Raw genomic sequence first — 23,628 nt, forward strand, 5'->3', positions numbered from 1 at the left:
TCCCTCAAGCTTGCACCCTTGAAGGAGTTCCGCATAATGCGGGAAGTGTATCCTGCCGTTACCTCAGAAATGAGGGGGAAAAAACTAAACAGGATATAAACGGTGAATCACGTAATGGCCTAAACCAAAGCAGTCCACACGTCGGACATGTATACTATAACAGTATCTGAGACAAATGTTAAGCCTTTTATTTTTTAAAATACATATATTCGAACCCGAAGGTTGGTTTTCCATCATATTCAAATATATAGCAATAAAACGTAGGGCAATGCTAGAACATCTCCAAAACCATGGAAATGGTTGCCGACACTGTCATCGAACCGGAAGGGACCTCGGTTCCCGCTGAAAAACTCTCGGAAGCCATCATTACCTTGGCCCGCACAGAATAGCCGTTCGAGGCAAAGGATGATTCGGTTATGGAAATAGGTCGCCCTACTTTCATATTCGAACTCTTGGCATACATCTCGGCCTTCTCAAACGCTTCGTCCACGGCTTTCTTCCGGGCTTCCTGGATAGCAGCACTCTTGTCTTCCTTATCGAACCTGACCGAGTCCAACTGAATTGAGGAAACAGATCCAAGCTGGTCGATCAAAGAGCCAAGCAGGGGAAGGTCCCTAAGGGTTACCGACAGGCTCTGGCTTGCTACCTGGCCTGCAAGGAACTGCTTGTTGTCGACCCATTCATACTCTGGCCTCAGGTTCAAGGAGGTAGTGGAAATATCTTTCTCGGCAATACTGTTAGAGCGGAGCACTGTTAGCAATTCAGCCATCTTGGCATTTGCAAAGGCTTGGGCTTCGCTTGTCGTCGGGGCCCTCTCGCTTACCTGGATGGAGAATGTAGCGATATCGGGTTGCAGCACTACCTCACCTGATCCTGAAATCTCAATTGTACGTACCAAACCTGGTTCTCCGCCTTTCGCACTCATGCAGGAGGAAAGGAAAAGAACCAATACCATCGACAGGGCGCAATAAGAGAGTACGTGTAATCTTTTCATGGAACCACTCCTAATTATGTATAGAGATACGGTCTTAGTTTTGCTTCCCGAAGGAAGAACCCAAGGGCAATCATCATAATACCATTGTCATAAAGGCCTGTTCCCATGGAAAGAAGAATCTCCTCTACAGGGACAGAAAGAACATCAAGCTGTTCATTTGGGTCAAGGTTCTGGGCAGCTACCAAGTCCAAACCCTCGGCAAGGTAAAAATAGGACCTGTTGTTCATGAACGCAGAGTTGGGACTGACATTGCCCAATAGTTTTATGGGGTCGGCATCAAGCCCTGTCTCTTCTTTCAATTCCCGAATTGCAGCCTTGACCGGTTCTTCGCCTTTCTCGATAACCCCAGCGGGGAATTCCCTGGTTACCGTAGAGGAACCATGTCGGAACTGCTGGACCATGACAAACATAGGCCTGCCGTCTTCACCTCGGTACCAGGGGATTACCGTGACCCAGTCAGGGCTGTCTACTTCGATAAAACGGGAAACCCTACCATCTGAAGAAGTCCGTTCAATGGTACAAATGTCAAAGATCGGACCCTTGAAAACCTCTTTCCGCTCCCCGCTTTTCCATATTAGGTGGTCGATGTCGCAGGTATCACCAACATTGAACGGATCTCTCATGACTATTTTTCCTTTCTTGAGGTACAGTGGCTACTACAGGAAGAACAAGCAGAAGCGCTACAGGTTTCAGTTCCTGCAAAATCTGTTGAACGTGAGGTAGAACAAGCAGTCCCGGCATTGATTATCTGGGCAATTTGCTTGAGGGCCATCGAAGAGGCACTACCCGGCTGAGACTGCAGATAACTCTTTCCTGCATCTTCGGCTTCCCGCAAAGAAACTTCTATGGGAATCCTTCCAAGGAACGGCACTTTCATATCCTCGGCCATCTTCTTACCGCCGCCAATTCCGAAAAGAGGGATTTCCTCATTGCAATGGGGGCAGATCAATCCACTCATATTCTCAACGACCCCAAGAATCGCGACTTGAAGTTTGCGTGAAAAATTAACCGAACGACGTGCGTCGAGAACGGCAACTTCCTGGGGGGTTGTCACAATGATGGTACCGGTCAACTCGGGAATCGTCTGGCAGACTGTCAGCTGCTCATCCCCTGTTCCCGGAGGAGAATCGATGAGCAGGTAGTCGAGCGTTCCCCAATCGGCCTGGGCCAGAAACTGACGGATCGCTGCCATTTTCATGGGACCGCGCCAGACAATGGGGGCATCTTTGTCCGGGATAGCGAAAGCAAGGCTCATCACCTTCAGACCGGGCCGGGACTCAACCGGGAAGAAACTCTTGCCACCGTCTTCGGTCTGCAAAATCCCATCCTCGCATCCAAGCATCTTTGCCACATTGGGCCCATGGAGGTCGGTATCGAGGATACCGACGGTGCAACCGCTGTCTACCAACGCATTCGCCAGATTGATGGTAACAGTGGTTTTTCCAACCCCACCTTTGCCGCTCATGATAAGAATCTTGCGTCCGATCTTATCCATATGGGCCCTGATTGCCTTATCCTCGGCAATCCTTTCTGCAAAATCCATTCCTTCAGCCATATTGTGACATACTCCTTGCGGAAACTTTTTTCCATGGAAAACATACGACAAAGTAACAAAACAGACAAGGGCAACGGGAACAAGGCACCCTATTGAATTTGTTTGGGATAAAGGAGGAACAAAGATTGTGACTGAGGGAAAAACAGCCAAACATAAACAGTTTACGCAACAAACTGCAACAAACAAGAGAGAGCAACCTAGATTAAATTACCATTTATCATACCTTTACTTGAAACGGGTCAACTATATCTTGTATACTATTTCACGGTGAATTCATCGTAGGCCCTAGGCCTCGATCACTATTATACAATCAGGAGTTCGTATGATATTCTTAGCGCAGCTACCGAAAGAACAACTCATGGAACAGTTGCAGAATGGTTTAATCCTTATGCTTCTTGGAATGGGAACGGTATTCGTGTTTCTTACGCTGCTTGTCTTCTTGACGAAAGGTCTAAGTGCCTTAATCAGGAAGTTTGCCCCCCAGAAACCCGTTACCATCGTAAAAACACCAGCATCAAACGTCGCCGTAGCCTCTGGCTCGGAATCAGAAATCGCAGCAGCTATCGTCGCTGCATTTGCAAAATCAAAACATTAAGATACCAACCGGAGGTTATCCCCAATGAAAAAGCAAGTTAATTTCATGTGCACCGCATTCCGCGACGGATTCCAGTCTGTCTATGGTGCCCGTGTGTTCACCAAAGATTTTATGCCTGCAGTAGCAGCTGCCCGCGAAGCTGGCATTACCCATTTCGAAGCCGGCGGTGGTGCACGGTTCCAGTCCCTTTATTTCTACACCAATGAAGATGCCTTTGCCATGATGGATGAGTTCCGCACGGTAGCAGGACCTGATGCCGACCTACAGACCCTCTCCCGTGGTGTCAACGTTGTCGGACTCGATTCCCAGTCCAGGGACATCATCGACTTGCACGCCAAGTTGTTCAAGAAGCACGGAATTTCCACAATCAGGAACTTCGACGCCCTCAATGATGTCAACAACCTCATCGACAGCGGACGCGCTATCAACGAAGCCGGACTCAGGCATGAAGTAACCGTCACCATGATGAGCCTTCCCCCGAATACCGAAGGTGCCCATGATCCGGATTTCTACGAAGGCGTACTCAAACAGATCCTCGATGCCGGTATCAAATTTGAATCAGTTTGTTTCAAGGATGCCTCAGGTACTTCTACCCCAGCGTATGTATTCGAGACTATCAAACGCGCACGCAAGTTGCTCGGAAAAGATATGAACATCGTGTTCCACACCCATGATACCGCAGGCGTAAGCATCCAGCAGTATATGTGTGCCATCGAAGCCGGTGCAAACCAGGTTGACCTCTCCATGGCTCCCGCTTCCGGCGGTACCTGCCAGCCTGACATCGTCACCATGTGGCATGCTCTCAGGGGTACCGACTACGACTTGGGAATCGACATCATGAAAGTCCGCAAAGCCGAGGAAGTATTCAAGGATTGCATGAAAGACTACATCATTCCCCCCGAAGCCATGACCGTCAACCCTGAAATCCCCTTCTTCCCGCTTCCAGGCGGTGCCCTTACCGCGAACACCCAGATGCTCCGCGACAACAAGATGATGGATAAATATCCTGCAATCGTCGAAGAGATGGGAGAAACAGTTGCCAAAGGTGGTTTCGGAACTTCTGTTACCCCTGTTTCCCAGTTCTATTTCCAGCAGGCTTTCAACAACGTTATGTTCGGACCTTGGAATAAGATTGCTGAAGGCTATGGAAAGATGGTCCTCGGCTATTTCGGAAAGACCCCTGTCGCCCCCGATCCAGCGGTAGTAAAGGCTGCTGCAGAACAGCTCAAGCTTGAGCCTACCACCAAGCTGGTTGCCGATATCAACGATGCCGACCCTACCAAGGGTATAAAGGCTGCCACTGCGTTGCTTGAAGCTGCAAAGCTCCCGATCACTGACGAAAACATTTTCATTGCAGCTTCCTGCAAAGAAAAAGGTATTCTGTATTTGACCGGCAAGGCAAAGCCGAACGGGATCCGCAAGATTGACCATGAAGCAGAAGCTGCCAAGGCAAGCGGTGAATACACCGTTACCGTCAATGGCAAGGCTTATGGCGTCAAACTCGGAAAAGCCAATGCAACGGTTAACGGCGTAGAGTACCCGATGAATGTCGTAAACGGAATCGATGCTGCAGCCATTGCCGCAACCTCGGCTCCTGCCGTGTCCGATGGGGCAGCAGGTGTAGTCCTGCCTACCGGCGCTGGGGTTACCGTCAAGGCTCCGATGCCTGGTTTGATCCTTCGCCTCGAGGTAAAAGTCGGCCAGAAAGTGACCAAAAACCAGTGCGTGCTCGTCATGGAAGCCATGAAGATGGAAAATGAGATCTTTGCCCCTTGCGACGGTACCGTAACAAAAATCTGTGTAAGCCAAGGCCAGCAGATGCAAAACGATGACGATCTTATCGTAATCGCCTAAAGGAGAATGCTGAGATGATTGGTTCCGCACTAAATAACCTCTGGCAGTCCACAGGGCTGTTCGGATTCCTAGGGATGGCAGAAGGCTTCGGGATCGGGAATATCATAATGATCCTGATCGGCTTCGTGCTTCTCTATCTTGCCATCAAGAAGGGGTTCGAACCCCTCTTGCTGGTTCCCATTGGGTTCGGATGTATTCTATCAAACATTCCCTTTGCCTTTATTGCAGGTATCGACCCCTCCACAGGTGATGCTGGCTTTATCAAGCTTTTGTTTGACATGGGCATCAGTTCAGGACTTTTCCCGATCTTGATTTTCATGGGCGTTGGTGCCATGACCGATTTCGGGCCGCTTATTGCAAACCCGAAAACCTTGTTGCTCGGTGCTGCTGCCCAGTTTGGCATTTTCGTTGCCCTGCTCGGAGCCCTCGGCCTGAGTTTCATTCCCGGTATCAACTTCACGTTGCATGATGCTGCCTCCATTGGTATCATCGGAGGAGCGGATGGACCTACGGCAATTTATGTTACCAGCCGTCTGGCCGCGGATCTACTCGGGCCCATTGCCGTTGCAGCCTATAGCTACATGGCCTTGGTTCCTATTATCCAGCCCCCGATCATGCGCCTCTTGACTACCGAAAACGAACGGAAAATCAGGATGCAGCAGCTCAGACCTGTTAGCAAGCTCGAAAAGATGCTTTTCCCTATTGTTGTTTTGACAACCTGTGCAATTCTCCTCCCCTCAGCCACCCCACTCATCGGTTCACTGATGTTCGGTAACCTGGCTAAGGAATGTGGAGTGGTAAACAGGCTCTCCGATACCATGCAGAACGCACTGATGAACATCGTAACGATTTTCCTCGGCTTGGCTGTCGGTTCGAAGATGGAAGCCTCACACTTCCTCAACCTCAACACATTGGGAATTTTGGTTCTCGGTATGGTTGCTTTCAGCATCGGAACCGGAGCAGGCGTCCTTATTGCGAAGTTGATGAACAAGCTCGACCCGAAACACCCGGTCAACCCGCTTATCGGAAGCGCCGGGGTATCGGCAGTTCCGATGGCTGCCCGTGTTTCCAGTAAGGTCGGTCAGGAATCAGACCCCCAGAACTTCTTGCTCATGCATGCCATGGGTCCGAACGTTGCCGGTGTTCTCGGTTCTGCCGTAGCCGCAGGCGTATTGCTTGCAGTTGTCCCTTTCATGGAAGTACTGGCCTAAACCGGTTGCAAATCAACTATTCTGCAAAGGTCCGTCAAATGACGGGCCTTTGCTTATCTTCCAGGGGTTCAGCCCCTTTTTGGTCTACCAATGAAACCTACTGTCGGCTATAGTACCTGTATCATGGTCATTATTCTTATCAGCGTCTTCATTCTCCTCCTGTTCTGGAACACCGCCCTGTGGGGGTATCAGGATAAAAACATCAACGACATCGAAAGCGATGATGCTGCCTGTTTCTGCGAGGAAGCGAAAAGCATTGTCCTGAAGGCAAACAATAAAAAGGCTATCATCCTGGTACATGGATACCCTTCATGCCCCAGATTATATACCTATAGTGCCAAGCGTTTTGCTGAGGCAGGGTATGATGTCTATGCACCCCTTCTGCCCGGTTTCGGTACCGATGTAAAGGAATTTGAGAAGACCTACTTCACGCAGTGGTTCAATTACCTTTGCCGTTATTATGAAACGATCAGAGCTTCCTACCCTACGGTAGTTGTCTTGGGAACAAGCATGGGGGGCATGATGACTCTCAAGCTCGGAGAAATCTACAGCAATACGCCCCAGGCCCCTGCTGCCTTGGTTTCCATCTCCGCTCCCGTAGTCTACAATAGTATCCGCGACTGGATATTTACCGATATCAGGCTTTCTGTCATGCGGACCATTTCCCTTTTCAAACCTACCTTCGCTGCAAAAACCGTGCGTGGAAACCCCAAGGGCGAAGATGGCAATGAACTATGGACGGGGTATGCAGGGTTGTTTATTAACCAAGGACTCAGCCTGATTAACGCCATGGGCCCTGTCAGGAGAGACCTGGGGAAAATCTCCTGCCCGCTCTATGCAATCCAGGACGTCAATGACAAGACGGTCCCTTTCAAGAACTTGAAAATCATCCAAAGGGAGAATGGAAGCCACGACTTCCAGACCCTCGAGACCGAAATGGGCAATTACGGGCATACACGTCATGCGTTGCTCATGTATTATTCTATCCAAAGTGAATTGACCGATTCCATTCTCGATTTTCTCAAAGACAAGGAGTAAAAAATGGCAAAACGTGAAGACTATATCAGCTGGGACGAGTATTTCATGGGCGTTGCAGTCCTTTCCTCTATGCGGAGCAAGGATCCCCATACGCAAGTAGGTGCCTGTATTGTCAACTCAGAGAAAAAAATCGTTGGCGTCGGCTACAATGGCTTTCCCATCGGATGTAATGATGATGAAGTTCCCTGGGAACGCGAAGGAGAATGGCTTGACACCAAGTACCCCTATGTCTGCCACGCCGAGCTCAATGCAATTCTCAATAGCATCAGCAGCAACCTCAAGGGATGTACGCTCTATGTCGGTCTTTTTCCCTGTAACGAATGTGCAAAGGCAATCATCCAGGCCGGAATCAAGGAAGTGGTATATCTCTCGGACAAATATGCAGAGGCCGATAATACAAAGGCCTCCAAATGGATGTTTGACCAGACAGGGGTCTCCTACCGGAAGCTTGCATTCACCCACCCTTCCATAACTATAGGGTTCTGAACATGATACTTACCGTATGCCTCAACCCAACCTTCCAGAATACCATGCTTTTCGACTCGTTCACCCTTGGCGAAGTAAACCGTTGCATCACTCATTTTCTCGATGCCTCGGGCAAAGGAATGAATACTGCAAGAATCCTCTCCCAGCTAGGTGAAGATGCTTCCCTGCTCACCCATCTCGGGGGAGTGAGGAAAGAGGAAATGCTCAGCCTGTGCAAAAAAGACAGGGTAGAAATCCTCCATGCAGACAGTGAAAGCGAGATACGGACCTGTACAACCATCATTTCCCAAGGGCAATGCACGGAACTTGTCGAGGAACCCTTTGCAGTAGCCCCTTCCACGGAATTAAAAATCAGGCAACTATATTCCCAGGCTTTGAGCCGGGCAGAGGCAGTCATCATCTGCGGGACACGGGCTCCAGGATATAGCGAGAACCTGTATAGCGACTTCACCTTCGAGGCAAAGCAACAGGGGAAATTCGTGCTTCTGGATGTAAAGGGCCATGACCTGCTTTCCTCCCTTCCCTTTCGTCCCGATGTTATCAAACCGAATCTTTCCGAATTCATGAAAACCTTTTTCGATGAAGCTATCGGGGAGCAAGAGGCAACAGAAGAATGTAAGGCTAAGGTGATTGCCAAGCTGAAAAGCCTCCATACCCTGTATGGATGTTCAATTGTACTCTCCCGGGGCAAAGCCGATACCTGGCTGTACGATGGGTCTTTTTACACGTGTCCGGTTATTCCTGGACAGGTGGTGAACACCATAGGTTGCGGCGATACCTTGAGTGCAGTCCTGACCTCAAGGTTGCAAAAGGGCCAAACTCTGCAACAGGCAATCAATGAAGCAACCCGCTATGCAACAAAGAACGCCGAAAACATCCATCCGGGAAATATCAGTAGCGAACCAATACAGCCAATAAGCTATTAATTTTTGATTTATTTCTAAATTTTGCAACACTTTTATGCCAGTAATAGCAAAAAATTTTAGTATAAATAATCTATATCTCAATGTAATCAATCTTTTTTTATCAATTAGCGAACGATAGCCTTTGACAGTTTGAAGATTATCCATCTATACTGGTAAAAATTAATTCCCACCTAGTGGGTAGTCATTCATTGAGGAGAGAGTTCTATGAAAAAACTAATGACAATTGTCTTATGCCTTGCCATGGTAAGTTCCGTAGCCTTTGCAAACGGAAGCAAAGAAACTGCCCCTGTTGCTGAAACCAAATCAAATGTTGTAAAGATTGCATTGATTATCGAGAATACTGTCGATGACAAAGGGTGGGGTCAAGCAATGCATGACGGCATCCTCCAGGCCCAAGCAGCACTGCCCGGTCGCATCGAATACAGTTACAGCGAGAAAATGAAACCTGTTGATGCAGGTTCCGCTGCCCGCCAGTATGTTGCCCAGGGTTATAATATCATCATTGGACATGGTGCCCAGTACAAGAACCTGATGCTTGAAATGGCTGACGAATATCCTAATGTCACCTTTGCATTCGGAACCAGTGCCGAGGTCGGTCCTGCCAATGTATTTACCTACATGCCTGAAAGCGAAGAAACCGGATATCTCTCTGGCTTGATCGCCGGTCTGACCACCAAAGAAAACACTATCGGTATTGTCGGTCCTGTAGACGGTGGCGATGCTGCCCGTTACAACCGTGGTTTCGTACTCGGCGTACAGGCTGTAAACCCTGCTGCCAAGATCATGGTTGCCCATACCGGATCCTTCGGTGACTTCGTAAAAGCCGGTGAAGTGGCCCAGTCCCAGATCAAAGCCGGTGCAGACGTTCTTACCGGTTCTTCCCAGCAGGCTCTTGGAGCACTCCGTGCTGTTGCAGACTACAAAGATCAGCCCATTTGGTGGGTTGGCCAGGACCTTGCACAGCTCAGTATTGCCGAGGGTTACAAGTGTATCGCAGCTTCTTCCTACAACTATGCTTCAGTCATCATTGGTCTGATCGAGAAACATGATGCCGGTATCATGGGTGGTGCATGCATCCCTATGAACTTCAATAACGGTGGATTCGTATTCAAGTTCAACGATTCTTTGAAGAGCATGTACACTGGAGCAATCGAGACCAAAGTCAACGAAGCTCTCGCAACGTTCAAATCGAAGCCCAATACTATCGATTGGAGTTCTGTAGATTACGCAAAGCTTTAATCTCATACTATAAGAGTCATGGGAGGGAAACCTCCATGACTCTTTTTTTGAACTAATCCGGAGGATTTTCGTATGGAATTGACAACAAAAAAAATTACCAGCCTTCGGGTGGAACACATTACCAAACGATTTCCCGGCGTTCTCGCCAGCGACGATATCTCCCTTTCGATTGCAGAAGGTGAAGTATTGGCACTCGTAGGGGAAAATGGTGCCGGAAAAACCACCTTGATGAACATCCTGATGGGACTTTACCAGAGCGATGAGGGACGTATCCTTATCAACGGGGAAGAAGTCAAGTTCCGTTCACCCAACGATGCCTTTGCAGCTGGTTTGGGGATGGTACACCAACAGTACATGCTGGTCCCCAATATGTCTGTACTTGAAAACATTGCACTTGGCTACAAAAACGCCTGGGGCCCCTTCAAACTCGACCTGAAAATGGTCAGGAACCGAATCAATGAAGTCTCCAAGAAATATGGATTGGCTGTAGACCCTGATGCCTATATCTGGCAACTCTCCGTAGGCGAACAACAAAGGGTCGAATTGGTCAAAACCCTCTGCCTCGGTGCACGTTTCCTCATCCTGGACGAACCGACCAGCGCCTTGACCCCACAGGAAACAGACGAGCTCATCATTCTGCTAAAAAGAATGTCCAGTGAGCTCTCGATTATCTTTATCAGCCACAAGCTCCAGGAAGTAAAAGATCTCTCTGACAAGATTGTAATCCTGCGCCACGGCGCGGTCGTCTTTGAAGGGAAAACCAGCGAGCACTCACCGAGTGATATCGCAGCCTTGATGACGGGACATGAAGTCGAACTCCCCCAGAACGACGAACCTCCCTGTGAAGGTGAGACTGTTCTGGATATTAAAAATCTCAACGTGAAGAGTGACAGGGGCTTTTTGGCCCTGAGAGACCTCAACCTGTCTATCAAGGCTGGGGAAATAGTAGGGCTGGCTGGAGTTTCGGGAAATGGACAGCGAGAACTCGCAGAGGCGATTAACGGACTGAGGAAGGTCGAGGATGGCGAGATCCTTTTCTTCGGGAAAGACCTTGCCAACAAATCGCCCAGCCATATCATTGAGGCGGGAATGGGATATATTCCTGAGGAACGGAATACCGAGGGTATCGTGCCTTCTTTCTCAATGAAGGAGAACTTGATCCTCAAGGATTCTTCACACACCCAATTTTCAAAGTACTCTTTCCTCAAGAAAAAAGAGATTGAAAAGAATGCAACGGATCTTAGGATAAAGTTTGATATCCGCAGCCCGAATACGTCTGTTACAGCCGGATCACTTTCCGGAGGAAATATCCAGAAGGTTATCCTGGCCCGTGAGCTTTCACGGAAACCAAAATTCCTAATCGCAGTCTACCCGATCAGGGGGCTCGACCTAGGGGCAGCGGAGTTTATCCACAAGCAGCTTTTGGAGAAAAGACGGGAAGGAATCGGAATATTGCTGGTCAGCGAAGAGCTGGATGAAATCCTTGACCTCTCTGACCGTGTAGCAGTTATTTTCAAGGGACAAATCCAAAAAGTATTGGACAGAAAGGATGCAAACCGCAGAAGCCTTGGCATCCTGATGGCAGGAGTGAAAGATGACCAAACAGTTTAGGATTATGTATAAAGTCGCCATCATCATTCTGGCTATTCTCTCTGCAATGTTGATCGGTGCCATTATTCTCTGGACAATCGGGGCTGATGTAATGAAAACCTACACAGTCATCCTTCTGGAACCGCTGAAAAGCACATTGTCTATCAGCGAGGTCCTTCTCAGGGCAATACCGTTGACGCTCATTGCCCTCGGTATTTCGGTTGCCTACCGCAGTGGCATCATCAACATCGGTGCTGAAGGCCAGATGGCTATGGGAATTCTGGGAACCACGGCAGTTGCCTTGCTGTTCCCTGATCTTCCCAAACCGGTACTGATGCCTATGGCAATCCTTGCAGGTGCGCTTTGCGGGGCTTTCTGGGGCTTTATCCCGGGGATTCTCAAGGCAAAGCTCCAGGTAAGCGAATTGCTTTCCACTGTTATGCTCAACTATATTGCAGCCCAGTTCTATACGTTCTTTCTCCGCGGGCCGATGCTCGACCCTGCCGAGATTACCATGGGAAGCGGGACTCCCCAGTCGATGCGCTTGACCAAGAACATTTGGCTGGATCGTTTCCTTCCTGGCACACGGCTCCATACAGGGCTTTTCCTTGCCCTTGCCTTGGCCCTTATCATTTACCTGGTGCTCTGGAAAACCTCCTTCGGCTACAAGATGCGCGCTGCAGGGGCAAGTGCCCGGGCTGCCAAGTATGGTGGTATCAATGTGGCTTGGTATCTGATAATCGCCATGGCAATCAGTGGTGCCTTTGCGGGTATCGCCGGTTACGTTGAGGTAGCTGGTGTCCACAGGAGAGCCATCGAAGGCATTACCGGTGGTTACGGTTTCAGCGGCATCGTCGTTGCCCTCTTCGGAGGATTGCATCCGGCAGGAATTATCCCGGCCTCTTTCTTCTTTGGCCTTTTGCTTGTAGGCGCAGACATGACCCAGCGAATGGTGGGAGTACCTGCCAATATGGTGTATGTATTGCAAGGCATCATCATTTTGGTCATTGTAGCTACCCAGATGATCCTGGCTGACCCCTATCTGATGGAAAAAGTCTGGCGTAAATTCCAGAAACTTACACACCACACCAAGGAGGTGGAAGCATGAGCTTTATAGAAAATATCCTTTCGCTTGGAATTCCCTTTTCCGTAGCCCTGTTGATTGCCTCCCTTGGGGAGATGTTCAACCAGCGCGCCGGTATCTTCAACCTCGGATGCGAGGGGATCATGGCAATGGGAGCCTTTTTGGGAATGTTGGTTCCTTTTAGCTTTGGGCATGGCGGGGCAACCCCGGGAATTTATAATATCCTCGGGCTGTTGCTGGCAATGGGAGTCGGAGCACTGTTTGGGATGCTATTCGGTCTGGTCGTCGTAACCTTCCGTGCACCCCAGGGAATTGCCGGTATCGGGTTGCAGATGTTTGGTGTAGGAACTGCCGGAACCCTCTTCAGGCATTTCGTAGGTGGCTCTCAGAGTATCCCTGGCATCAGCGAACTCCCGATCCCTGTTCTCTCGAAAATACCTCTTCTTGGGCCTATTCTATTTTCCCACAACCCATTGGTGTATCTGGCTTTTGCTTTTGTCCCTGTTTCCTGGTACATTCTTTTCAAAACCCCCTGGGGGTTGAAAGTTCGTGCAGTAGGGACCAACCCAAGGGCTGCTGACTCTATCGGTATTGAAGTAAACAAGGTACGTTTCCAAGCTCTTGCAGTCGGAGGGGCCCTTGCAGGTCTTGCCGGGGCTTACCTGAGCCTTTGCCAGGTAAAGATGTTCAGTGATGAAATCATTGCAGGAAGAGGGTTCATCGCCGTTGCCTTGGTCTATTTCGGCCACTGGAATCCTGTAAAGATTATGGCTGGCGCTTTGCTTTTCAGCCTTGCACAATCCCTTCAACTAGCAATTCAGGGCCAGGGAATCAATTTCCCCTATGAATTTGCAGTAATGCTTCCCTATGTTCTGGTTATCATTGTATTGGCTTTCAGCCGTGAAAGCCAGTTGCTTGGACCTACAGCACTAGGCAAGCCGTTTAATAGGGAAAAAAGAACCTGACCGACAATTGTCAGCCGGGTATTGACCGATTTCTCATGTGTTGGAATGGGGGCTGCGTTGCAGCCCCCTTCCTCTTTTCATGCAACAATGATTCGGCTTTTTAAAGGTAGGATATGAAGTAGGACTGTTCCAAGAAGTGCTAAGAATATATTAATAATAAATAGTTGCTTAAAGCATAATTGAAGAATACGATATGTAGATAACATTTCTTAGGATAATCCCAATATGCAACAGTATAAAAAACGAAAATTAAGTATTGACCAACAAATTGCCCATATGAGAGAAACAAAAGGAATAAAATTCAGCGTATCTACAGAAGACGATGCAAAAGATTTTTTACAAACGAGCAATTACTATTTCAGAGTCAAGTCTTATGCCAAGAATTATGATAAATTTCAAGCCCCCCCACGTGAAGGTAAATATATTAATCTGGATTTTGCATATCTAAAAGAATTGTCAATAATAGATATGCATTTCAAAGATATAATCCATAGAATCCTTGAAGCAATAGAACATTTTGCGAAGTTGCAAATAGTAAATGATTTGGAGAACAATCCAAGTGAAGACGGTTATAATATAGTTAGACTTTTCTTTGAAAATGACCTAATGATAAATGAAAACAGAATCTTGAATACAATTTCGAAACACAAAAATAGTTACTGTGGTAATTTGATCAATAAATATTGTCCATCATATAACCCTTCACCAAATGACCAAGCGTTTGCTTTATGGAATGTAGAGGAAGTACTATCCTTCGGAGATTTTATCAAACTATTCGAATTCTATTATACAAAGTATCCAAGCCAAACATTTGATATTAAAAAAACCAGAAGTCTGCTCTGGTCAGCAAGAATGCTTCGTAATGCGGTAGCCCATGACAACTGTTTGCTTAATAGCGTCCGGACTGGTTATGCTAATAACAATTTTAAAATTAACCTGTATCTAAATACCTATATTCAGAAAAATATAAAAACAATTTCTCAACAAACTCGTAGTTCAAAATTATCAAATCCCGTAATTCATGATTTTGTTGCATCCTTGATTCTGTTTGATGAAATAGTAACAAGCAGAGAAATAAAAAAATCAAGAATCGATGAGTTATCTTCTTTTATTAATACAAGATGCAGAAACCACAAAGAGTATTTTGAAAAAAATTCATATCTAAGCTCAACCTATCAGTTCATAAAGAAAATCGTTGACTATTATGCCAGCGTTATATAAGATAATACATGATGAACAAAAAAATGCCTTGCCGGCATCTTTTATAGGAGGGGATCCCGCCGTCGTATACGGACAGATTCACTCCGATTTTTTTTGCTTTTTCAGTTAATTCCATCCTATTTATCCAGGTTTTCCACCTTCCGTCCCCTCCTCCTGCAACAAGACGCAACTGCTCCTTGACTATTTCCACAATTCAAGTGAAAATATATCGGTATAGTATCACAGACCGATGTATCCATTCTCAGGATGCTGACGCTAAGCGGCTAACAACTGTTCCCAACTTAATCAAATGGTCCCATTACATTCCGGTTTCATAAGGAATCAGGGTGCAATGGTATTGGAGGGCAAAGCTGTGTATGCTTTCAGCGTAAATGGAAACCAGATTTCCTATGAAGGTGAAGATAAGAAACTTCTCCGTTTCCTACGGGAAGACCTTAACCTTACCGGAACCAAAGATGGTTGCAGTGAAGGGGCCTGTGGCACCTGTACTGTTTTGATAGATGGCAAGAAGACAAAGGCGTGTGTACCTTCCCTTTCAAAGCTGGAAGGAAAATCAATCATAACCATAGAAGGCCTGACAGAAAGGGAAGACGAGGTCTATTCCTACTGTTTTGCTGAAGCTGGTGCAGTCCAGTGCGGCTTCTGTACCCCTGGGATGATCCTTTGTGCAAAAAGTCTCATTGATGTCGAGAAGAATCCTACTCTCGATATGGTAAAGAAAACCATTAAAGGTAACATCTGCCGATGCACCGGGTATAAGAAAATCGAGGAAGCCATTTTGATGGCTGCAACCTTTATGCGGGAAGATAAACCCGTCCCCAAGCAAGAAGAAGAGCCTAAACTTACAAAGAAATTCCGTCGCGTCGATGCAGTGGAAAAAGCCCTGGGAACAGGGCTCTATACCGACGATATCCGTATCGATGGCATGGTGTTTGCAAAAGCACTCCGGTCAGCCTACCCCAGGGCCCGGGTGTTAGAAATCGACTCAAGTGAAGCGGAAAAACATCCTGACTTCATACGCATGATCACAGCCTCCGATATACCGGAAAACAAACTCGGGCACCTCACCCAGGACTGGGATGTCTTTATTGCCAAGGGAGATATTACCCGTTATATCGGTGACGCCATTTGCCTGGTCGTTTCAAAAAGAAGGGAAACCCTCGACGAAATCGCTTCTCTGGTCAAGGTAGACTATGAGGTACTCAAGCCCGTGCTCTCCATCGAGGAAGCACTAGCTGAAGAAGCCCCCTTGATCCATGAGGGGGGGAATACCCTTTCGGTGGAACATATTGTCAGGGGTGATGCTGATTCTGCGATTGCAAACAGCAAGCATGTAATCTCACGGATTTACCATACCCCCTATACCGAACATGCCTTCATGGAACCGGAATGTGCAGTAGCCCTCAGCGAAGGGAAAGATGGTGTCCTTGTATATACTTCTGGGCAATCAATTTATGATGAACAGCATGAGATTTCGCGTATGCTACGATTGCCTACTTCTAAGGTCCACTGCCACAGTATGCTCGTAGGGGGAGGCTTCGGCGGCAAAGAAGACATGAGTGTACAGCACCATGCAGCCTTGGCTGCCTGGATACTCAAGCAACCGGTCAAAGTAAAGCTCAGCAGGCAGGAAAGCCTGATGGTTCACCCCAAACGCCATCCTATGGACATCGAGTTGACCACAGCCTGCGACGAAAACGGAAAACTGACTGCAATGAAAGCCGTTATCCTGGCAAATACAGGAGCCTATGCTTCCCTTGGGGGGCCGGTTTTGCAAAGGGCCTGCACCCATGCCTCCGGTCCTTACAATTTCCAGAACTTCGATGTCCTGGGAAAAGCGATTTATACAAATCTGGTACCGGCTGGAGCCTTCAGGGGCTTTGGGGTTACCCAGAGTTGCTTTGCAGTCGAGTCGAATATCAACCTGCTTGCCGACGAACTGGGATTGGATTACTGGACGTTCAGGAGATTAAATGCCCTTAAACCAGGCGACATCATGCCAAACGGCCAGATAGCCGGTGGCGATACCGGTATCATAGAATGCCTCGATGCTGTCAAGGAAGCGTATTTTGCATCACCGCGTTCAGGCATTGCCTGTGCTTTGAAAAACAGCGGAGTCGGGGTTGGGGTGCCAGATAGCGGCCGCTGCATCCTCTCGGTTGAGCAGGGAATCGTGCACATCCGAACCAGTGCAGCCTGCATGGGGCAGGGAGTTGCTACCATGTGCACCCAGATGCTTGGGGAGACTTGCAGCTTAAAAACCTCACAGATGCTCGTTGAGCGACCCGATACCGTCAGAACCCCGGATTCGGGAACCAGTACAGCCTCAAGGCAGACTGTATTTACCGGAGAAGCTGTAAAACGGGCAGCCCTTCAATTGAAGGATGCGCTTGCCGAAAAAATGCTTGCCGATCTTGAAGGCAGGGAATTCTATGGTGAATATACCAGTGAGACAGACCCGATAACCTCGACTAAAAAAAATCCAGTCAGCCATGTAGCCTACAGTTATTCTGCCCAGGTGGTTACTTTGGATGAAAGCGGTAGACTGGAAAACGTCGTCGCTGCCTGTGATGTCGGGACAATAGTGAATATGCAAGCTTTGACAGGCCAGATTGAAGGTGGAGTGGCCATGGGACTGGGTTACGGCTTGACGGAAGACTTCCCCATGAAAGATGGCTATCTTGATGTGAAATACGGGACCCTTGGGTTGCTCAGGGCAACCGATGTCCCCAATATCGAGGTCAAACTGGTGGAAGGGCCGAACAAGAGCCCTATTGCCTACGGGGTAAAGGGAGTCGGTGAACTCTGTACCATTCCAACTGCCCCGGCATGCCAGAATGCCTACTACCGCTTTGACGGCAAGTTCCGCACTTCTCTTCCGTTGGAAGAAACTGCATACAGGAAGAAAAAGAACTGAGAAACATATCTAGATTTTGAGTCAGAGCCTACATACAGGAAAAGGTCGCCTTGGCGACCTTTTCCCTTAAAAGCCTAGTCTTATTTCTCGACTTTTCTACTTACCTTCCGCACTGCGCGGAACGGTCTCCCCCCTAGTTTCTGGCTGAGGAATTGCTTGCATGGGTTTCGGCCTAGCATACTTGGGGGCATCGAGTGCCTTTCATGGCTTTTGTGCTTGGATCTCAACAATGTTGAGTCCTCTTCGTTAGGAAGTTTTGTAAGCATACTGAATCCTCCTTCCTGATGAGAAACAAACAGCCTCTCCCTAAAGTATAATCCATATTCTTCAAAATTCAAGGCACGCAACGACCTTGAGAAACTCGCAAACCTGTGCATACTTTGAGAGGACAGGTTTCTTTGGAGTCTTTATACTTCTTTTTGCGAGGCCGATGAAATGCAGTGGTTACAGAACCTGAACGACGCACTCACCTACATTGAAAACAATCTTGATGGCGAAATCTCCTATGAGAAGGCTGCCCGGCTTGGAGGATGCTCTACCTACCACTTCCAGAGGATGTTTGCCTATGTCAGCGGAGTTCCTCTCTCTGAGTATATTCGTAGAAGAAGACTTACCAAGGCTGCTTTCGATTTGCAACGGGGAGATAAAGTACTGGAGGTAGCCCTTCGCTATGGGTATGAGTCTCCAACTTCATTCAACCGGGCATTTTGCAATCTGCACGGAATGGTTCCTTCCCTGGCTCGCAAACAAGGGTCTGCCTTGAAGGCATATCCCAGGATGACATTCAGCATGACTATCAAAGGAGATCAGGAAATGGATTACAGAATCGAAAAGAAAGAAGCGTTTAGAACAATCGGTGTCAAGCTTTCACTAGAGAAAGACTCAGATTCGAGTTTTGAAAAAATTCCCCATTTCTGGGCACAAAAACAACAGGATGGAACCATTGCAAAGCTCTGTTCTATGATGGGAGAAAAACCCGAGGGCTTATTTGGTATCTGCAGCAGCCAAGAGAAACTCTGGCAGTGGAATTATTACATTGCAGTAACCTCTTCTGGTACAGCGCCGCAGGGTTTTGAGAGTTATACGGTCCCCGCTGCCACCTGGGCCGTATTCCCCTCAAGAGGCCCCATGCCCCAGGCTATACAGAATCTGCAGAAACAGATTATGAGCGAATGGCTTCCCACATCAAACTACGAACTGGGGACGGCCCCTGACATAGAGGTCTATCTATCGGAAGATCCCTCAGACCAGAGTTTCGAGGTCTGGCTACCGATAGAGGCCAAGGGTTGATAGCTTGCCAAGGAGTATATGCATGATATCATATACATATGATATTAAAACATGCACGATACCTGGGAAGTGACCACTTGGTCCACACCGGCGATATTAAAATCTCCTCTTCCGTCATTGGTGAGATTGCTGACAATCTTGACCCCAATAGGGGTGAGGAGATTTTCGACTGTACCCACTACCTCATTTTACCCTCCCTTGCCGATTGTCATGTGCATACCCCCGACACCCTGCTCAGGGGTTTGAACAGGGATATGCCCATGAAGGACTGGTGTAATGATAGCGTTCAGGGAAAACTACAGAGATTTATTTTTGACTACCTCGACGGCATTGTCGAAACCCCGGCTTTCAGGACCTTGGTTCTGTATGCCTATATGCAGTATGTCAAACAAGGGGTTTCCTTTATTGTTGAAACCGGGCAGGCAGACGAATCCTCAGCTGTCTTGCAAGAATGTGCCCAAGAAATCGGGATAAAAGCCCTCGTCGACTATTACGACCAATATCCGCCAGAAAAAGAGGAAACCGATCTCGTGATTCAAGGCACCCACCTGAGTGAAGAAGAAGACCTCACTGAGGAAATCCTGGAGAAAACAAGGATCCGATACGCGCAGGACAAGCCTTTCTTGATGACCCATTGCCTGGAGACAAGCTGGAGACGGGCAGAAATAAAGAAAAAGTTCGGGCTGTCTACCATTGAACTACTTGCCCGTGAGCATATGCTTGGGGAAAAAACCATTCTGTTTCACTGCGTAGAAACCACAGAAGATGACATCTTACTTTTGGCCAAACATCAGGCAAATGTTGTACATTGCCCACTTTCCAATATACAAAGCAGCGAGGGGAACATGAACCTCTGCTCTATGCTCCAGCAAAAGATCAATGTAACGCTAGGCACCGATTTTATAACCCATGACCTCTGGGATGTCATGAGAACCACCTATGGGGAATTGAAGCAGGGAATGCACCCTGAGCTCTATACGGCAAACATCGTCTTTGACATGGTTACCACCCATGCCGCCCCGTTAGCAGAAGGTACCGGATATTGTGGAATAATCGAAGAAGGCAATAGCGCTGACCTATGCTTTATCAAACTCAACAACCAGGTAAGCCCACTCATCTCGTTACCCGGATTCTCCAATATCATGCACAACATTGTCCTCTATACCCGCAATGAGATGATAGACCATGTCATGTCCAACGGCGTGTGGATCATGCAGGATAAAAAATTCCTGACCATTGACGAAGAGAAAATCAGAAGGGAATATTCTCTGCTTGTTGCCCAGCTATTCCAGAATAAATAGAAAGCGATAGGCTACCACTAAAAAAGCTCCCCCTGGTGGGGGAGAGACTTTACAATAATAGTTTAGCTGTCTATCTATTTGCTCACTTTACCGAAGGAATGGTAGTACCGTAGGAATCCCAATTGGCAACAAGAGAATCGATCACCTTCGACCCGACTAAAAACCCGTTCTTCATCCCCATCGAGAAAGCACCTGAGCTTGCGCTAAGGCTTTCAAGCACCGTTTGACCGGGATACGGTTGATCAAAATTGACAACATCACGACAGACAAGCAAACGGTCGAGCAAGCCGTAATTCATGGCAGCAACACCGAAAGCACTGTCTTCCATCTGGGTTACCATATAGGTTCCAGCCCCATAGGCAGCACAGACTTCATCTGCATGCAAAGAAGAGTGTTCACCATGCCAGTAGCTGTCTCCGGTTACCGAGACGCCCATGCGAACGGCAGGGGTTTCCAGAGCCTCTGCAGCACCGTAATTGGCTCTGTATGCGGCTGCCTTTGGATCATCGACAAGCACAACATCCTTTGTAGTCTCATAGGCCCACTGGGAAAGGCTTGCGTTGAGCTTGATATACCCTGCCCTGTCGTATCCTTCGCTACGAAGGAAGGTAGCAGAGGTGCCAGGGGCAATATCGGACTCAGTCCAGGCATGGCCAAGCTCGAAGTCTACCAATTCATTTGCCCAGACAACGTCCCCCAAGGTCCCACGCTGCGGAGGCATCCCGGAACATCCGGAAACCAAGATATAGGTCTGGGAGAAATCAAACCGTGGGTCACTGAGAATTGCAGTGAGCGTTGATGAGGCTTGAGCCTTGCCCATACCTGCGATACATCCTGCAACACCATCATCGTTGATATACAAGGTCAAAGGCATGGAATTGAGCGTGTAACTTTCAGCACCATCAAAATAGGTTTCATAGTAATTCTGAAATTCACCGGCAAAGTCCCCTTTATTTGCACCAACTTCAAACATGTCGAGCACGAGTACCTTGACTACGGGTTTTTCGACCACGCCCTGCGCCATAAGGTTTGTTGCAGAAATTACCAATACAAGCAACAAGATTGTCATCTTCACATACTTTTTCATTCTAGACTCCCCACATTGTGTTTCGTTTCATGAAAGATACTTGAATTTATGTTGCAAAAACAAGGGTGTTTTTGTTTTTAGTCATATTTCTTACTTTGTACAACAGTACACAAAGGAACCCTGTACAAGACTTTTACAAGAATTTCACCAAGGGACATACTTCTTTTCCATCAGTGATTACTTACCAGACCGAAAGGTATTTCTTCTTTGCTTACCACTATGACACTTTTTGTAATTATGTTAAAATAAACTCACGGGTTTATTCCCGAATAAATCAGCAGTAACCAAAGAAAGGAAACAAGCCGATGAATACATCACGTTTCGATACATTACTGACCTCACTTCGCACCGTATCGGATAACCTCTCGAAAACGCTCCCCTTCAAAAAGATTTCAGGATTCATTGAAGAAATACAACAAACCAAACCAGCTTGGCCCCCACTGAGAATAGGAAGGCTTGTAGCTCCTGTTCCTATCGTACAGGGTGGAATGGGCGTAGGAATCTCTCTTTCATCCCTAGCCTCTGCTGTCGCAGAAGCCGGTGGTATCGGTGTCATTGCGGCAAATGGGATTGGACTTCTGGAAAAGGATTACTTTGAGGATGGGCAGGCAGCAGGTCTGCGTGCCTTCAGAAGGGAAATCAGGACAGCCAGGGAAAAGACAAAGGGGATTATCGGGGTCAACATCATGGTTGCCCTCAATGATTTCCACCAGATGCTCGACGTCGCTATTGAAGAAAAGGTCGATATCGTTTTCATGGGTGCAGGACTGCCTATCAAAGGGCTCCCGGTAGCACGGATGAGAGAAAACGGTGTTGCCGTTGCCCCTATCGTAAGTTCGGCAAGAGCTGCCGAAATGATTTTCAAAATGTGGGGGAAAATCTACCAGGATATTCCCGATGCCGTAGTCTTTGAAGGTCCATTGGCCGGAGGACACCTCGGGTTTGCCCCTGAACAACTGGACAAGGAAGAGTTCCAGCTCAAGGCAATTGTCCCTCAGATTGTAGAGGCCTTGATTCCCTTTTCCAAAGAGTTCGGAAGGGAAATACCGGTTATCGCAGGTGGCGGGGTATATTCAGGACAGGATGTCTACGATACCTTGCAACTCGGCGCCAGCGGTGTCCAAATGGCTACCCGCTTCGTTGCTACTGATGAATGCGACGCAGACATCAAATTCAAACAAGCCTATGTCGATTGCACAGAGGACCAGATCGGTCTCATAAAAAGCCCTGTCGGCATGCCAGGACGTGCAATACGCAATGACTTCATACTTGCAGCAGAGGAAGGGAGACGCCCCTCCTTCCGTTGTGCCTGGAAATGTCTAGCTTCCTGCAAAGCCCAGGATGCCAACTATTGCATTTCCATTGCATTGAACAATGCGCGCAAAGGTCTTTTACGTCAGGGCTTTGTATTCGTAGGGGCAAATGCCTATAAGATTGATTCCATTGTACCCGTCGCATCGCTTGTGAATGAATTGGCCGAAGGATATTGGCTCGCAGCCCATGAAAAAGCCTCGGTCAAACTGGAACAACTGGTAGAGCGGGCCGAGAAACTCTGGAAAAAATATGAGGGTATGGATTCTCTGGTGATCGAACTGGGAAAAGCCTATGAGCAGGCATTGCATGCGCTGCCCGAGATTTCCCTGACAGAGCTCCGCAACCAGTATAACAGTGCAATATCCAAAGCAAGGAATCTACAACTACAGACAGTGGAACATGTGGTAGGCGCTTGGGATTTGTTCAAAGCTTCCCCGGCAACCGTCCCACAGACTTCCAAGTAAGAAAGAAACCGGGAATTGCTTTCAGCTTCTCACCGGTAAGGCAAAGCAACGAGCGACCATCCAGATGTAATACTGTAGGGTCGCTCGTTTTAGTCTCTTTCGTTTACATATGTTACAGAAGTTTCTCTTTGCCACTGAAAATTTCTGAAACCTTCAACACAGCAGCACCATGACCGGGATGCTTGCTCGGGTTCCAGGTTTTCATGAAACTATAGTAAGATCCTTCAGTATGGTACTCGAGCTCACCCTTTATCTGGAAGGATTTCCCTTCCTTGGTAATAAACAGAACAGTAGCCTTGCTGCCCTGTTGGATATTCTCAAAGGTTTTCTGAAAATAGTTATTGGCTATGACAATCTCGCTCTCTTGGTAAAGGCCGACACAGGTTGCATAGATGCTGTTAGGAATCCCTTCGCCATTGACGGTGGTAAATACTACCGCCGGTTCCCTCTGTTCCCAGGCATCTAATACCCTTTTTGGCAATTTCTCCATGATTCAC

Annotated in this window: 20 protein-coding genes; 15 read left to right on the top strand and 5 right to left on the bottom strand. The window is 47.8% G+C overall.

Going from position 1 to position 23,628, the window contains the following annotated elements; all coding sequences use genetic code 11:
- Nucleotides 1-271: 271 nt before the first annotated feature.
- From SPIGRAPES_RS06900 to SPIGRAPES_RS06910, 3 genes are read right to left on the bottom strand one after another with little or no spacing between them, the layout of a single operon-like run.
- A complete protein-coding gene (locus SPIGRAPES_RS06900) occupies nucleotides 272-994 on the bottom strand; it encodes an SIMPL domain-containing protein (RefSeq protein WP_014270050.1) in 723 nt (240 codons plus the stop codon).
- 14 nt (nucleotides 995-1,008) lie between these two features.
- Nucleotides 1,009-1,617, bottom strand: coding sequence for an NUDIX hydrolase (locus SPIGRAPES_RS06905; RefSeq protein ID WP_014270051.1), 609 nt, complete (start codon nucleotides 1,615-1,617; stop codon nucleotides 1,009-1,011).
- A gap of 2 nt (nucleotides 1,618-1,619) precedes the next feature.
- Nucleotides 1,620-2,549 (bottom strand): Mrp/NBP35 family ATP-binding protein, encoded by a 930-nt coding sequence (locus SPIGRAPES_RS06910; protein WP_014270052.1) that lies wholly within the window; start codon nucleotides 2,547-2,549, stop codon nucleotides 1,620-1,622.
- A 322-nt stretch (nucleotides 2,550-2,871) separates the two neighbouring features.
- On the opposite strand from SPIGRAPES_RS06910, the gene SPIGRAPES_RS06915 reads away from it, so the two are divergent.
- The 14 genes from SPIGRAPES_RS06915 to SPIGRAPES_RS06985 all read left to right on the top strand — a co-directional run bounded on the left by SPIGRAPES_RS06915 (nucleotide 2,872) and on the right by SPIGRAPES_RS06985 (nucleotide 20,266).
- Nucleotides 2,872-3,144, top strand: a complete 273-nt coding sequence (locus tag SPIGRAPES_RS06915; protein ID WP_014270053.1) for an OadG family protein — start codon at nucleotides 2,872-2,874, stop codon at nucleotides 3,142-3,144.
- A gap of 24 nt (nucleotides 3,145-3,168) precedes the next feature.
- Nucleotides 3,169-4,998 carry a biotin/lipoyl-containing protein gene (locus tag SPIGRAPES_RS06920; RefSeq protein WP_014270054.1) on the top strand — a complete coding sequence of 610 codons (1,830 nt, stop codon included), beginning with the start codon at nucleotides 3,169-3,171 and terminating at the stop codon, nucleotides 4,996-4,998.
- Nucleotides 4,999-5,012: 14 nt separating this feature from the next.
- On the top strand, nucleotides 5,013-6,209 hold the full coding sequence (locus tag SPIGRAPES_RS06925; RefSeq protein ID WP_014270055.1) for a sodium ion-translocating decarboxylase subunit beta: 1,197 nt from the start codon (nucleotides 5,013-5,015) through the stop codon (nucleotides 6,207-6,209).
- 90 nt (nucleotides 6,210-6,299) lie between these two features.
- On the top strand, nucleotides 6,300-7,247 hold the full coding sequence (locus tag SPIGRAPES_RS06930) for an alpha/beta hydrolase (protein WP_014270056.1): 948 nt from the start codon (nucleotides 6,300-6,302) through the stop codon (nucleotides 7,245-7,247).
- A 3-nt stretch (nucleotides 7,248-7,250) separates the two neighbouring features.
- Entirely contained in the window at nucleotides 7,251-7,733 is a 483-nt protein-coding gene (locus SPIGRAPES_RS06935) for a deoxycytidylate deaminase (protein ID WP_014270057.1), read from the top strand.
- 2 nt (nucleotides 7,734-7,735) lie between these two features.
- Complete coding sequence (locus SPIGRAPES_RS06940) at nucleotides 7,736-8,659, top strand: 1-phosphofructokinase family hexose kinase (protein WP_014270058.1); 924 nt, start codon at nucleotides 7,736-7,738, stop codon at nucleotides 8,657-8,659.
- A gap of 204 nt (nucleotides 8,660-8,863) precedes the next feature.
- Nucleotides 8,864-9,898 (top strand): BMP family lipoprotein, encoded by a 1,035-nt coding sequence (locus tag SPIGRAPES_RS06945; RefSeq protein ID WP_014270059.1) that lies wholly within the window; start codon nucleotides 8,864-8,866, stop codon nucleotides 9,896-9,898.
- Between the two features lie 72 nt (nucleotides 9,899-9,970).
- On the top strand, nucleotides 9,971-11,509 hold the full coding sequence (locus SPIGRAPES_RS06950) for an ABC transporter ATP-binding protein (protein ID WP_014270060.1): 1,539 nt from the start codon (nucleotides 9,971-9,973) through the stop codon (nucleotides 11,507-11,509).
- The gene (locus tag SPIGRAPES_RS06955) at nucleotides 11,493-12,596 is read left to right on the top strand and encodes an ABC transporter permease (protein WP_014270061.1); all 1,104 of its coding nucleotides are present in this window, start codon (nucleotides 11,493-11,495) and stop codon (nucleotides 12,594-12,596) included. Before SPIGRAPES_RS06950 ends, SPIGRAPES_RS06955 begins: the two co-directional genes overlap by 17 nt.
- Complete coding sequence (locus SPIGRAPES_RS06960; RefSeq protein WP_014270062.1) at nucleotides 12,593-13,537, top strand: ABC transporter permease; 945 nt, start codon at nucleotides 12,593-12,595, stop codon at nucleotides 13,535-13,537. Before SPIGRAPES_RS06955 ends, SPIGRAPES_RS06960 begins: the two co-directional genes overlap by 4 nt.
- A gap of 225 nt (nucleotides 13,538-13,762) precedes the next feature.
- A complete protein-coding gene (locus SPIGRAPES_RS06965) occupies nucleotides 13,763-14,758 on the top strand; it encodes an Abi family protein (RefSeq protein ID WP_014270063.1) in 996 nt (331 codons plus the stop codon).
- A 331-nt stretch (nucleotides 14,759-15,089) separates the two neighbouring features.
- Nucleotides 15,090-17,675 (top strand): selenium-dependent xanthine dehydrogenase, encoded by a 2,586-nt coding sequence (xdh, locus tag SPIGRAPES_RS06970; protein ID WP_014270064.1) that lies wholly within the window; start codon nucleotides 15,090-15,092, stop codon nucleotides 17,673-17,675.
- Nucleotides 17,676-18,110: 435 nt separating this feature from the next.
- Nucleotides 18,111-18,965: an AraC family transcriptional regulator gene (locus SPIGRAPES_RS06980; protein WP_014270066.1), complete on the top strand. Its 855-nt coding sequence runs from the start codon at nucleotides 18,111-18,113 to the stop codon at nucleotides 18,963-18,965.
- A 38-nt stretch (nucleotides 18,966-19,003) separates the two neighbouring features.
- Nucleotides 19,004-20,266 (top strand): amidohydrolase family protein, encoded by a 1,263-nt coding sequence (locus SPIGRAPES_RS06985; protein ID WP_014270067.1) that lies wholly within the window; start codon nucleotides 19,004-19,006, stop codon nucleotides 20,264-20,266.
- Nucleotides 20,267-20,348: 82 nt separating this feature from the next.
- Here the strand turns inward: SPIGRAPES_RS06985 and SPIGRAPES_RS06990 are convergent, their stop codons facing one another.
- The gene (locus SPIGRAPES_RS06990) at nucleotides 20,349-21,353 is read right to left on the bottom strand and encodes a purine-nucleoside phosphorylase (protein WP_014270068.1); all 1,005 of its coding nucleotides are present in this window, start codon (nucleotides 21,351-21,353) and stop codon (nucleotides 20,349-20,351) included.
- Between the two features lie 305 nt (nucleotides 21,354-21,658).
- Between SPIGRAPES_RS06990 and SPIGRAPES_RS06995 the strand changes: the two genes are divergently transcribed.
- Nucleotides 21,659-23,131 carry an NAD(P)H-dependent flavin oxidoreductase gene (locus tag SPIGRAPES_RS06995; RefSeq protein ID WP_014270069.1) on the top strand — a complete coding sequence of 491 codons (1,473 nt, stop codon included), beginning with the start codon at nucleotides 21,659-21,661 and terminating at the stop codon, nucleotides 23,129-23,131.
- Nucleotides 23,132-23,243: 112 nt separating this feature from the next.
- Here the strand turns inward: SPIGRAPES_RS06995 and SPIGRAPES_RS07000 are convergent, their stop codons facing one another.
- Entirely contained in the window at nucleotides 23,244-23,621 is a 378-nt protein-coding gene (locus SPIGRAPES_RS07000) for a pyridoxamine 5'-phosphate oxidase family protein (protein WP_014270070.1), read from the bottom strand.
- Between the last annotated feature and the right edge of the window lie 7 nt (nucleotides 23,622-23,628).

The organism is Sphaerochaeta pleomorpha str. Grapes, assembly GCF_000236685.1.
GTDB lineage: Bacteria > Spirochaetota > Spirochaetia > Sphaerochaetales > Sphaerochaetaceae > Sphaerochaeta > Sphaerochaeta pleomorpha.

Coding starts and splice junctions, on each gene's coding strand:
- SPIGRAPES_RS06900 (WP_014270050.1), bottom strand. CDS start 994: ATGAAAAGATTACACGTACTCTCTTATTGCGCCCTGTCGATGGTATTG.
- SPIGRAPES_RS06905 (WP_014270051.1), bottom strand. CDS start 1,617: ATGAGAGATCCGTTCAATGTTGGTGATACCTGCGACATCGACCACCTA.
- SPIGRAPES_RS06910 (WP_014270052.1), bottom strand. CDS start 2,549: ATGGCTGAAGGAATGGATTTTGCAGAAAGGATTGCCGAGGATAAGGCA.
- SPIGRAPES_RS06915 (WP_014270053.1), top strand. CDS start 2,872: ATGATATTCTTAGCGCAGCTACCGAAAGAACAACTCATGGAACAGTTG.
- SPIGRAPES_RS06920 (WP_014270054.1), top strand. CDS start 3,169: ATGAAAAAGCAAGTTAATTTCATGTGCACCGCATTCCGCGACGGATTC.
- SPIGRAPES_RS06925 (WP_014270055.1), top strand. CDS start 5,013: ATGATTGGTTCCGCACTAAATAACCTCTGGCAGTCCACAGGGCTGTTC.
- SPIGRAPES_RS06930 (WP_014270056.1), top strand. CDS start 6,300: ATGAAACCTACTGTCGGCTATAGTACCTGTATCATGGTCATTATTCTT.
- SPIGRAPES_RS06935 (WP_014270057.1), top strand. CDS start 7,251: ATGGCAAAACGTGAAGACTATATCAGCTGGGACGAGTATTTCATGGGC.
- SPIGRAPES_RS06940 (WP_014270058.1), top strand. CDS start 7,736: ATGATACTTACCGTATGCCTCAACCCAACCTTCCAGAATACCATGCTT.
- SPIGRAPES_RS06945 (WP_014270059.1), top strand. CDS start 8,864: ATGAAAAAACTAATGACAATTGTCTTATGCCTTGCCATGGTAAGTTCC.
- SPIGRAPES_RS06950 (WP_014270060.1), top strand. CDS start 9,971: ATGGAATTGACAACAAAAAAAATTACCAGCCTTCGGGTGGAACACATT.
- SPIGRAPES_RS06955 (WP_014270061.1), top strand. CDS start 11,493: ATGACCAAACAGTTTAGGATTATGTATAAAGTCGCCATCATCATTCTG.
- SPIGRAPES_RS06960 (WP_014270062.1), top strand. CDS start 12,593: ATGAGCTTTATAGAAAATATCCTTTCGCTTGGAATTCCCTTTTCCGTA.
- SPIGRAPES_RS06965 (WP_014270063.1), top strand. CDS start 13,763: ATGCAACAGTATAAAAAACGAAAATTAAGTATTGACCAACAAATTGCC.
- xdh (WP_014270064.1), top strand. CDS start 15,090: ATGGTATTGGAGGGCAAAGCTGTGTATGCTTTCAGCGTAAATGGAAAC.
- SPIGRAPES_RS06980 (WP_014270066.1), top strand. CDS start 18,111: ATGCAGTGGTTACAGAACCTGAACGACGCACTCACCTACATTGAAAAC.
- SPIGRAPES_RS06985 (WP_014270067.1), top strand. CDS start 19,004: ATGATATTAAAACATGCACGATACCTGGGAAGTGACCACTTGGTCCAC.
- SPIGRAPES_RS06990 (WP_014270068.1), bottom strand. CDS start 21,353: ATGAAAAAGTATGTGAAGATGACAATCTTGTTGCTTGTATTGGTAATT.
- SPIGRAPES_RS06995 (WP_014270069.1), top strand. CDS start 21,659: ATGAATACATCACGTTTCGATACATTACTGACCTCACTTCGCACCGTA.
- SPIGRAPES_RS07000 (WP_014270070.1), bottom strand. CDS start 23,621: ATGGAGAAATTGCCAAAAAGGGTATTAGATGCCTGGGAACAGAGGGAA.